The organism is Candidatus Methanoperedens sp. (assembly GCA_027460535.1).
Lineage (GTDB): Archaea > Halobacteriota > Methanosarcinia > Methanosarcinales > Methanoperedenaceae > Methanoperedens.
The window spans coordinates 157,062-168,250 of the sequence record JAPZAR010000010.1 but is presented as its reverse complement, the minus strand read 5'-3'; the positions used below and the strand labels follow the sequence as shown (position 1 = coordinate 168,250).

Below are 11,189 nucleotides of genomic sequence, written 5' to 3'. Positions count from 1 at the left end.
GCAGACTACAACCGCATATTATTAACAGATCAAAAATCATATTTTTCTTATACATGCTTAGAGGAATTAGCTACTGATGGAACAACCGAACAGTGAATTGAAGACATCCCGCTTTTCTCCGGGTGATATGCCGGCCCTGGGGGCAACGGGACATTATTTTATTCCCACCACGGCCCTTGAGATGGCTCATTTCATCTTCGGCACCCCCGGACTGCCGCATGATATCCAGGGAGCAGTAGCGGACTCTAATCTACATTTGCTGAACAGGTCGTGACAATGAAAACAAGGTATAGGCTATTGCTGATAATATTCACGGCTGCCTTCCTGTTGATATTGTTATTCATAATCCAGGAAGGTCGTGTAAACCAGGAAAGGCGCATATCGGTTCAACCGGAAACAACAAATGGCAGCGCCCAGAGAAAAGATATGCAGCAGGGCGGCAACTTCACCGTATTGGTATCCAAAGGTGTCTGCGAGGGCTGCCATATGTCGGGAAAACCATCCATCCCCCAGGCATTGACAGTAACGCCCCACGTAAACGGTGGTGCTTACTGCCTTATCTGCCATAAGATATCGCATGAGGTGCACCCCATTAATAAGAACGTTACATGCGAGAAATGCCACGGAACAAGTCCTACAAAACCCGTCTATATCAATGGGAACATATCCTGCAACAATTGCCATGATTATCCCGATCCGCTCTTGCCAAGCAAAGGAAATCTCATAACTATCCATATACCAAGGGGGGTAACATGCAGTTCCTGCCACACGGACGAGTGCACGAAATGCCATGCTGAGGTGGGCACGAGCGAGAGGTGGGAAAAAAGGATGAACCATTTCAGGACTATACTGGGAAGGTCTTAACGCCCGTAAAGTTCAAATATCAGCCTGAGGGACACTTCTATACTGTGCATCAGGAGCGCCGTGAAGTGGAACTTCGGCCCGAGATCTATTTAAAAGCAGTGAATTTGGCGTTGTACGATTATGTTTATAGTTCAGAAAACAAAATAGGGGTCAAGAATGGTACTATTCGAATTATTCGCCGCCTACGGAACGATGGGACTTTTAGCGGTCAGCATTATTTCTTCCATCATCCCGATACCCACAGAATTTGTCATAGTGGAGTTACTTCGTGTAGGGATAAATCCGGCAATAATTATAGTTACATTAATTGTAGGATCGATAACAGGAGCATTACTGGGTTATCTCCTGGGAAAATATGAGCTTCAGAAAATAATCCCGTTTCATAACAAAGAACGGGAAGAAAAAATGCAGATGCACTTTCGCAAATACGGGGTGACGCTGCTTCTCGTTTCCCCCTGGATCCCTTTTGTGGGTGATCTTGCCCCCATGGTCGCAGGAATTGAAAATTATGAATCAAAGAAGTTCATGATAGTGATCTCAGCGGCGAAGATTATCAAGAGCGTCGGCGTTGTATTGCTATTGATGAGAGGGATCCACTGGTGGAGGCTATTCATAAGATAGGTGTGCTACCCTTGTAAAAAGCCTGCAACAGATCAACCCTGGTCATCATCACCTGAGTGCCAGCGGTGACTTCAGGAATCTATTTTTTAAGCTGCCCCACGGCTATTATCACGACTGCAATTACTAGGCTTATACCCCCCAATGTTCTGAAAGGAACCGCAAGAGCCCTCAACGATGTAATCAGGAGGAAGTAGAACGCAAGAGTTACAAGAATTGCCCCCGCAACTGCAAGTATGCTGCCCAGCCTCTTGGTTTTATCCGACAGGTTGACATTGTCAATACTGAGTCCATAAACTATGTTCAGGATAGCCAGAAGGCCGCTATGAACATGAAGAAGTCGATTTACTACTCTCATACCCGGTTCTCCCATGTACAGCGTCACATTTTGCCCGGCGATCATTACTTCTTTTGTCGCAGCTGAATATGCCGCTCCCAGGCCGACCATACGGCTGGTAATATACAAGCCCATTAATGGGCCTATCAATAGCCATATCCAGCCAAACTTCTTGTTCAAATCACCTATTGCCATATTCCCTCCACTCTTAATATAATAAATTCGATAGCATCGTATTTAATTCTTGCCATTTGATTGGATTTTAAATATCTATAGCAGGCTTAAGCTAGATACATAATATACAATATAACACCTAAAAGAACTGCTGCAGTCCATGAAACAAAAATAATTCTCATGGAGGCTTCTGTCTTTTTTATCTCATCCAATATCAGGAATATGCCCATGAATAGCGCTAATAACCCTATGATCACATGGGAAACAATAAGCAAACCCATAAAAGTCATAGATGCAAGTGTCAGAAAATTGGAAATGAGAGAATAGCCCATCCATACGAAAGATAGGCTGCTTATAAGGACCGCAATCTTGGCCATTTTATCATGATTTGAAAAATTTTTCTTTCTTACATATACAAGACCTGAAAAAAGTATCAGGAAAGCTGCTGTCTGGGCAATCAGAACCATATCCGAGAACGAACTTGCCCTGGTTCCAAGAAAACCCATAAATTCTACTCCGTCTTACTCCTATCCCCATATTGGCAGCTTCGCTTAAATAAACATCCCGGGTATGGAGGGATTAAAGCATTTCAGTTTAACACAAATTAGCTTGTGACTTGTTCAAGGCTGCCTAGAATAGGATTTACCGTCATGAGAAATGGCTATAGACCTTTGATCTATCATTTCCTTACCAAGAGTATTTCTTATAAGACATATAAAACAAACATTATGCAATCCCTGCGTGCCAAACTTAGGGAACCGGTTTATCAGATACTGACCGATCACCTGATGATAGTGCTTGCACTGATACTGATCCCGGTTATTTTTTTGCCCGCCTTATTTACTTTCTCGCAGTTCATGCTGGCTTTGTTCAGGGCAGTTAGAGATGCTATCCTTGTGATATTCATTCTGGAGTACTTCTTAAAGCTGTACGTAGCAGATTCGAGGAAGGCATATGCTACTGAGCCGTGGCACATCATAGACCTTCTGATCGCTATCCTTGCTGCCACGAATTTCATTCCGCGGATACCGCTGGGAGGAATAGGAAGGATCTTTCCGTTGTTGCGGGTTGCTAGGATATTTGCTGTTGCTGGCAGGACAGTCAAAAGGGCGATCCCGGTAAGACCAATGGAGAAGGTTACTCCGCTTGTCTCACAGATGAAAATCAACATCCTCGAGGATGGCAGGATCATAAAAGGTGCAGCAAAGGAAGATATTGCCCGTTATATTGCTGCCCCGGGGCATATCTGGATCGACCTTCAGGAGGTTTCGGAGCTCGATATTGGTTTTTTGAGTGACACGCTCAAAATCCCAGGGGTTGTGCTGGAAAGCAAAATAATCAAGGAATCCTACCCAAAGATCGATTTCTTCAAGAACCTCACCACTATCTTCATCAGGGACTATAAACTGCGATCAGAAGATGCGGATACCAAAACCGTACAAATCCTGAGAAATAATATGCTCATTGCATGGGCCGACAACTACATCGTCACCATTTCCAATAACAAAAGCGAGCTATTTGATCTGATAAATGATGGCCTGTCGGTGAAGGATGAGGATTTTATTGTCAGAATTCTATACTCGATCTTCAGCAGAAAAATCAGTGATTATGAAGAGATCGTGCGGTCAATGGAGCAAGACATAACGGCACTGGAAGAACTACCCGTAGGTCAGATGCATCCGTTCCTTGAGAGATCGTTCTACTTTAAGAGGGAGATCCAGAAAATCCACAGCAACCTCTTGCATTTTAGGCAGGTGCTGGGGGCTGTTAGAACGAGAAAAATGTTGCCCGGCTTGAAGGATGAATATCCTTCCCTCTTCGGCATTCTCTTTGATGAATCAGTTTACCTTTCTGAGACATCTGACACCATCAGGGACAATCTGATATCGTTGATCGATCTTCGCATAAATACAGTATCCGTCGGGTTAAACAGGGTAATGAGGATACTAGCGGTGATAACAAGCCTCGGACTCATACCTTCAATCATAAGCGGGCTCTTTGGGGAGAACCTGATAGACAGTCCATATCCGGTCAGGCTATCAGAGATATTCTTCCTTGAGCTTTCCATAATGCTCCTGGCATTATATGTTTTCTACAGGCGGGGCTGGTTAAGGTAGCTGAAAAAGAGAAGGCGATCTGGAGGAACCAGGACACACCGCCGGACTTCAAGCGATGTGACTCAATCCTTTCCAAACTTCAATTTCCTTTTTATTAACTCGAGGGTTATCTTATTTTTCGCAGTCCACAGGTAGATGGCAATCACCCCCAAAATTGTAGCTATTGCCGCGATCAGGATCAAGTTCGAAGTAAAAGGCCTTTCTTTGACTTGAAATAGCTCTTTTTGTCCGAGGATCTCAAGAGTATAGTTCGCCGCCACAGCTTCCTTTAGTGTGAAATTGACTTCCTCTATCTCCCCGGGGGCGAGAGTAACAGACCTGTTATCCACGGCAGTTCCATTGACTATAAGCTCCACAGGAAGTGTATCTTTTTTGGTACCTGCATTTGTGATATTGGATTTGATCACAGCCTCGTCATCTGTAAAAACCGTATTGGGAGTGATATTGATATCAAGGGCCTCATACTGAGAAAAGGGTGCCCTGACGTCAATTTCCTTTTCTACGGTGATATAACCATTTTTTGAAGCTGTTATTGCGTGCGTGCCGCTTGTTTCCAGTGTGTAGTTCAGGGTACCATTACCATCGGTCGAGCCAATGGTTGTATTATCATATTGCACAGTCGCATTGCTAATGACTGTGCTATTGGATGTGACTTTTATGACTATCGTATCAAGCTGATTCGCCGTAGCAGGAGCATCTATACTCAGCCTGCGCTCTATATACTCCAGCACGTTTATGCTTTTAATGTCTTCCTGGTAGCCAAGCTTGGTTCCAGTTAAGTTGTAGGTGCCTTTCATGTTTCTGGAAAAAGTATAATTAAGAACACCATTACTGTCCGTTTGCCCGATCTCGGAAGAATCAATTGTCAGGGATGCGCCCTCAATTAATTCTCCGCCCGCGGTGACCTTTATTCCGACAGTATCGCCTGCAGTGGCCTGGGCCGGGGAGTCTATTACGAGCTGATTTGCCACCGTCTCAGGAGTCACATCAACAGCAAAGTAAAATCGCAGAGAATTATCAGTCGTATCACCAACTCTCAGGTTAATATTTCCCATGAGCACTTCATTTGCACCATTATCCAGGCCGATACTCCCGACGTTACTCATCTCTATGTTATCATTGCTTACGCTTCTGACTTCCATCATACCGAATTCATTGCCAGTATTGATGGTCGCGTAGTTTTCGGATACCTGGAACAATCCCTGCAAGAACGCAGCCTGCACTTCCGTACCTGAGAATACGCTGTCAAACCTCGCCATTATTATAGGAAGGTCTGACACTGCCCCAACTCTCTTTACGTACACATAGGTCTGACCGGCGGAAAGGGGCGTGGAATCTACCTCGTTCCCATCTTTTAATAATGAGATAAGCATAGTTCTTGCACTCATGTCAATATCTTTTGCCTTCAAGACATAACCCTCCTGCAGAGCAAGTGTGCCTCCCACAGAAATGGTGCGCTTGGTATCATCATCGATCAGTACCTTGTGAAGTTGGCCCTGAGAAAGCGCGCTCTTCGCAACGATTCCTGTGGTTGGATCAGGGGGGTTGCTGCTGGCGGTATAGGCCGCGAAATACTTCTCTGCCATGAAACCTATGACTTCATAGCTTCCAAAACCGGAGTAACCAAAGCTTACGTCCTCCGGCGTAGTTGTATATACCAGTCCCGCATCATTTATGGTTCGGCTGCCATCCAATGGTTCTGCAAGCCGCAGGCTCTCATTACCTATGCCTTCGTCCAGGTCATAATAAAAACCGACACTGGTCTTACCTATGTTCAACCCGAAGTTGTAAGGGGTCCATTCATCAATCGGGGCATCCTCTCTATAGATACTGCTCCTTACCTCAAAGCTGCCTGTTTTTTCAACAGAGAGGGCAAATCGGACCGCATTGCTGTTATCCGCCACTGCTATTTTCATATCTCCCATCAGATCCACTGTGCTTCCCTGATCTAGACTTACATCTGCATTATTTCTCATCTCTATTTTGTTAAAGCTTACACTTCTGACTTCCATCACTCCAAAATCATTTCCGGTATTAACTGTATCATAGCTTTCGGATATTTGGAACAATCCCTGCAAGAATGCGGCTTGCACTTCTGTACCTGAGAATACACTGTCAAATCTGACCAGTATTAAAGGAAGGTCTGTTACACCCCCCACTGTCTTTGTATAAACATAGGTCTGGCCCGCTGAAAGAGGAGTTGAATCCACCTCATTTCCGTCTTTTAACAGGGAGATAAGCATGGTCCTTGCGCTCATGTCAATATCTTTTGCCTTCAGGACATAACCGTCCTGCAGAGTGAGTGTGCCTCCCAGGGATATGGTGCGCCTTGTATCGTCATCGATGAGTACCCTGTGGAGGTGACCCTGGGCAAGCACGCTTTTCAACCCGATGCCTGTAGTTGGATTTGGAGGATTGCTGTTGGATGTATAGGCGGCAAAATACTTCTCTGCCATGAAACCTATGACCTCAAAGCTGCCAAAACCTGAGTAGCCAAAGCTTACCTCTTGAGGGGATGTGGTGTACACGAGCTTGCCAGTGTTTATGGTTCTATCGCTGTAGCCATTCAGGCTCATCGTGATACTCTCATCACCCACGTCATCATTGACATCATAGTAGAAGCCTGAGAAGCTCATGGGGTCCCAGGTGTATGTGAGTGAGAACTCATCCGGTTTACTGCCGTCCCAGATGCGGTTCCCCTTGAAGAAGAATTCAGGATGGACGGTCACATTCCATGATCTCGTGTCAGTTCCATTAGTATTGCTCGCCTCCACTATTATTGAATAATTTCCCCTGGTAGCTGAAGCGAAAGTGAAATTGGAATTTCCTCCTGCCTGGACCAAAAAAGGGCCTTGGGAGGTCTCCCCATTAACTGTCCAGTTCACATTTGTTGTCTGGTCAACACTGATATTGAATGATAACGAATCTTTTACCGTGATTTCCAGGCTCGGAGGTTCTTGAATCACGTCTATTTTAGGCGGTGGATAGATCCCGGCGACGAAAAGAGACAGACTTGTAGCTTCCCCGGTGACGGTATTATGGTCTGTATCAAGATTTTCAGTTATGTCTTCCCATACTGCATTGTTCAAATGGTACAGGCGTACATTGCTCCCGTTATATCCTTCCGGAGGTGTCGTATAATTCAGGGTAATTGTTACATTACCTGTGAAATTTGCCGATGTACTTATATCCACATAATTCCCAAGTGGCTGGAAGCCCGGAGCTAATGGCGATGTTTGGGTAGTTGATATCACGGTGTTACCCTGATCTGTAACCCTGCTGAAAATTGCAATTACTCCAGATGGCAATCCCAGAGGTATGACATTGTCTCCTGGAATGGTATTTGGCAATGTTGTACTCATATTCTCAGGCCAGGGTTGTGTTGCATTGTTTTGCGCAATATCGAAGGCGATCACGGTAATACTATGAGAAGTACCTGGCGCCAATCCGGTAGCACTGTAATCGTTTGATGTTCTTGGAAGATCGGTTTTGAAGTTCCCATCTATTAAAATTCTGGTTCCGTCAAAATCTATATCCGGGGGATTTTCCCACGTCCAGTTTATATAAGTTTGACCTGTGCCTGTCGCTGTCAAATTGGAAACATTGGCAGGAGGTGTTATATCTTTCACCACCCAGGTCCACTCTTTCGAAACTGTACCGTTATCGTTGGTTGCTGTAGCGTTCACAATCCATGTGCCGAAAACTGCGCTGGCGTTGGTATAGCTTGAAGAGGTCACATCTTCATTGGATTGAACCGGAATTCCGTTGATGTACCAGGCCACATTTACAGTCTGGTCGTAGGTAATATTGAAAGATCTTGAGGCTCCCTCGATATCAAGGACAGGCGATTCTCCAGGGGCAAATGCCGTTATTGCAGGTGCTTTCTCCTGCGGTGTAATTACGATCCATGTCCATTCTTCCGAAACCGTGCCATTATCATTGCCTGCTGCAGCTCTTATAAACCAGGTGCCCTCGGCTGCACTGGTGTTGGTATAGCTTGCCTCTGTCACATCTTCATTGGATTGAACCTGATTTCCATTGATGTACCAGGTAACACTTACGGTCTGGTTGAGGGTGATACTGAAGGTTCGCGATGCGCCCACAATATCAGATACCGGCCGCATAAATGGAGTGGAGTCAATTATGGCAGGTGAGCCTGTTTGCGATGGTGCGGCAGTTGCATTGGCGGTAGAATTTGCTGTGGTTGTAGCAGTTGCATTGGCCGTAGATGTTGCCGTGGTTGTAGAAGTCGCTGTACCCGTAGAAGTTGCTGTGGCAGTGGAGGTTGCAGTTGCCGTGGAGGTCCCTGTGGCAGTAGAGGTTGCAGTTGCCGTGGAGGTCCCTGTGGCAGTGGAAGTTGCAGTTGCCGTGGAAGTCCCTGTGGCAGTGGAAGTTGCTGTACCCGTAGAAGTTGCTGTGGCCGTGGATGTCGCTGTGGTTGTAGAGGTAGCCGTTGCTGTAAAAGTAGCTGTAGAATCTCCCGTAACTGCTATGGCAGTAAAAGTTGCCGGGGCCATAGATGTTGCCGTGCTCGTTGAGGTTCCAGTGGGCATTAGTGCTATTGCTTTGATATCATTGATGTGGGTTTCAAACAGGTGTCCTGCAGCTGCATATACCATGCCCAGAAGGATCAATACGGAAATGATCCATTTAATGTCCCTTTTAGTTATCATATGCCCCGAATCATATTTTCAACGATCCTCATTTTCAACCCCCTGGCGTATTCAATATGATATACTTGAAAATATGAGGACTCATTAGATATATAATTTCTGTGAGAGTTATTCCTGCATTCCCGGTACATGCATGGAGAACGATGTCTGAAAACATCAAAGCTGCGGCGATAATCAATGCACAGGATTGGAAGTATTACTTACTGAGGGCTAATATGCGGGGATTCCGAAGTTATTTATAGAAATATGAGGATATTAGAATAGAATGAGGATACTGATCATCTGTATTGACAGGGACAATGACCTGGGGGAAAAAGCAGGCGTAGTAAGCCCTATAATAGGCAGGGCTGCCAACATTGAGGCTGCCGTTAAACTTGGGTCGAGCGATCCTGAAGATTCCGACACCAACACCATTTTCGGCGGGATAAACGTATATGATAGGCTGGTTTCTGAAAAAAATGATGTGGAAATAGTTTCCATAGCAGGGGACAAGAAAGTTGGAGTTGCTGCTGACAGGAAAATATCCGAACAACTTGATAGAGTGCTTGAGCAGCTAAAACCGGAACGGGCTATCCTTGTTTCTGATGGCGCAGAGGACGAATCGGTCATGCCCATCATCCAGTCCAGGATAAAAGTGGATTCCGTACGGAGGATCATAGTAAAGCAGCACGAGAACCTGGAAAGCACATATTATATAATCAAACAGGCTTTTAACGACCCGAAGATCTCGCATACATTTTTCATGCCTATAGGCCTTGCGTTCATGATATACGCCATTTCATTATATGCAGGGCACCCCGAAGCTGCGGTCATTTTCATCACAGGAGCGATTGGTGTCTACATGCTTTTCCGGGGTACAGGTCTTGATGACGCAGTGAGCGACTTCTATGCATCTATGATGAATTCTCTCAATGGCGCGAAGATCACGTTCGTCATGTACCTGGCAGCTATAATACTCTCTATAATAGGAACCATACAGGGGGCGATTGAACTCTGGGCTTATTACAGCCAAGGGATATGGTCGGGCATTTTGATACTGCTCATGGGCTATGTCAATGCATCCATATGGTGGTATGTCCTTTCAGGGGTACTTATCAGTTCCGGGAAGATAGTGGACATGCGATTGAGCAATGAGACAATCGGGAAACACTGGGCTCATCCGTTCTTCATAATCGCAGCCGGGATTTTATTCTGGGCTGGAAGCACTTATATCCTCGTTATCAGTGAGGCGCTGGCCAGTTATCCTGTCATCAGTAATGGGCGGCAGTTCCTGCTTTCAACAGTCGTGGGGGCGATAGCCATAGCGACTATCGGAGCAAAACTTTCCGTAAGATCGGCTGAAAGTTCGCAATAGGAATTATCGAAGTATAATAGCCCCCGACACATTCCATTCATTCGAATATTTTAATTTTTTTGTCATATCCTGATTTATTGAATCAGGTACCAACAACAGATACCCGTTTTCATAAGCCGGCACCAAAATAACGCCAGATGCAGATTGAAGCAAGAATTTGATGGTGCGTGTCTTAAAATCTGTAAACTAATATCCGTTATGTTTTTCTACGGCTTCGTCCAGGGTCATTTCCCCTTTTGCGACAGCCCGGGCGAGTAGCCTAGGAATGGTCATGCGCCCGTTGGAATATTCCCGGCTGTGTTCCTGAATGACCCTCACTTCACCCTGTGAAGGCTCGATGAACTGTTTCCCTACAGTTTTTCCCTGGATCTTTGCGATATTTATGGCAGCAATTATATCGGAAATAACCTTACCGTGCACACCTTTGCCGAGGTGAGGGGTTGTTCCGGTCTCATCCACCATTTCGACATGCAGCCCGAGGTCAAGTATGTCGTTAACGATCCTGCTGCGGACAAGCCTTGCGCCGTGTCCTATCCTGACAATTATTTTCTTATCTTTGTGTTCCCGCATTATCTGCTTTATGAGAGGGCACACCTCGCCTACGGATACATGGTGGACCGAGATGGCCTTGTTGTTCCCGAGCACTGCTAATCCGGGATATTTCCCGGGGTCGATCCCGATCACAATGCTCTCAAAATCCTCATCGAACAGCAGGGAAACCGCTTTATCGACTGTTGCCTGTGGCCTGCCGTCAGCGATCACGATTCTGTCACGGCGGAAATCGATAGAAAGGGCTTCATCTTCGGTAGTAATGATAGCATCCACACCGGGCGGTATTGATTGCGCAGGGGTAAGTACCAGTATGTTCAGCCTTCGGGAACGTGTCTCTTCAATGATCGAGTGGTACACCGGGAACTCGTCGGTGACAAGGGCTATTCGCTTAACCGGAAAGCCCTCCATTGTAATATTTTCTGGATTGCACTTAGTATTATATTATTGTTCAGGGTATATTACTCTTTTCAAATAGTTTTCAGTAAGACCGATATTTTGTT

10 protein-coding genes are annotated in these 11,189 nt (G+C 45.6%); 6 read left to right on the top strand and 4 right to left on the bottom strand.

The annotated features are described in order from the left end of the window. Positions 1–76: 76 nt before the first annotated feature. The 3 genes from O8C65_04220 (at position 77) to O8C65_04210 (ending at position 1,485) form a co-directional block, all read left to right on the top strand. On the top strand, positions 77–274 hold the full coding sequence (locus tag O8C65_04220; GenBank protein ID MCZ7356115.1) for a hypothetical protein: 198 nt from the start codon (positions 77–79) through the stop codon (positions 272–274). Positions 275–276: 2 nt separating this feature from the next. After that, positions 277–864, top strand: coding sequence for a hypothetical protein (locus tag O8C65_04215; GenBank protein ID MCZ7356114.1), 588 nt, complete (start codon positions 277–279; stop codon positions 862–864). Between the two features lie 156 nt (positions 865–1,020). Continuing rightward, positions 1,021–1,485 (top strand): VTT domain-containing protein, encoded by a 465-nt coding sequence (locus O8C65_04210; protein ID MCZ7356113.1) that lies wholly within the window; start codon positions 1,021–1,023, stop codon positions 1,483–1,485. A gap of 79 nt (positions 1,486–1,564) precedes the next feature. Here O8C65_04210 and O8C65_04205 read toward each other — a convergent pair whose 3' ends face one another. Together O8C65_04205 and O8C65_04200 are read right to left on the bottom strand one after the other, a co-directional pair. Beyond that, complete coding sequence (locus O8C65_04205) at positions 1,565–2,014, bottom strand: hypothetical protein (GenBank protein ID MCZ7356112.1); 450 nt, start codon at positions 2,012–2,014, stop codon at positions 1,565–1,567. Between the two features lie 86 nt (positions 2,015–2,100). Next, on the bottom strand, positions 2,101–2,499 hold the full coding sequence (locus O8C65_04200) for a hypothetical protein (GenBank protein MCZ7356111.1): 399 nt from the start codon (positions 2,497–2,499) through the stop codon (positions 2,101–2,103). 222 nt (positions 2,500–2,721) lie between these two features. Between O8C65_04200 and O8C65_04195 the strand changes: the two genes are divergently transcribed. Beyond that, positions 2,722–4,110 (top strand): ion transporter, encoded by a 1,389-nt coding sequence (locus tag O8C65_04195; protein ID MCZ7356110.1) that lies wholly within the window; start codon positions 2,722–2,724, stop codon positions 4,108–4,110. A gap of 62 nt (positions 4,111–4,172) precedes the next feature. On the opposite strand, the gene O8C65_04190 is transcribed toward O8C65_04195, so the two are convergent. Continuing rightward, positions 4,173–8,234 carry an S-layer protein domain-containing protein gene (locus O8C65_04190; protein ID MCZ7356109.1) on the bottom strand — a complete coding sequence of 1,354 codons (4,062 nt, stop codon included), beginning with the start codon at positions 8,232–8,234 and terminating at the stop codon, positions 4,173–4,175. A gap of 19 nt (positions 8,235–8,253) precedes the next feature. On the opposite strand from O8C65_04190, the gene O8C65_04185 reads away from it, so the two are divergent. Continuing rightward, the gene (locus tag O8C65_04185) at positions 8,254–8,871 is read left to right on the top strand and encodes a hypothetical protein (protein MCZ7356108.1); all 618 of its coding nucleotides are present in this window, start codon (positions 8,254–8,256) and stop codon (positions 8,869–8,871) included. Between the two features lie 177 nt (positions 8,872–9,048). Then, the gene (locus tag O8C65_04180; protein ID MCZ7356107.1) at positions 9,049–10,137 is read left to right on the top strand and encodes a DUF373 family protein; all 1,089 of its coding nucleotides are present in this window, start codon (positions 9,049–9,051) and stop codon (positions 10,135–10,137) included. 186 nt (positions 10,138–10,323) lie between these two features. Here the strand turns inward: O8C65_04180 and O8C65_04175 are convergent, their stop codons facing one another. After that, positions 10,324–11,097, bottom strand: coding sequence for a hypothetical protein (locus O8C65_04175; protein ID MCZ7356106.1), 774 nt, complete (start codon positions 11,095–11,097; stop codon positions 10,324–10,326). Positions 11,098–11,189: the final 92 nt, after the last annotated feature.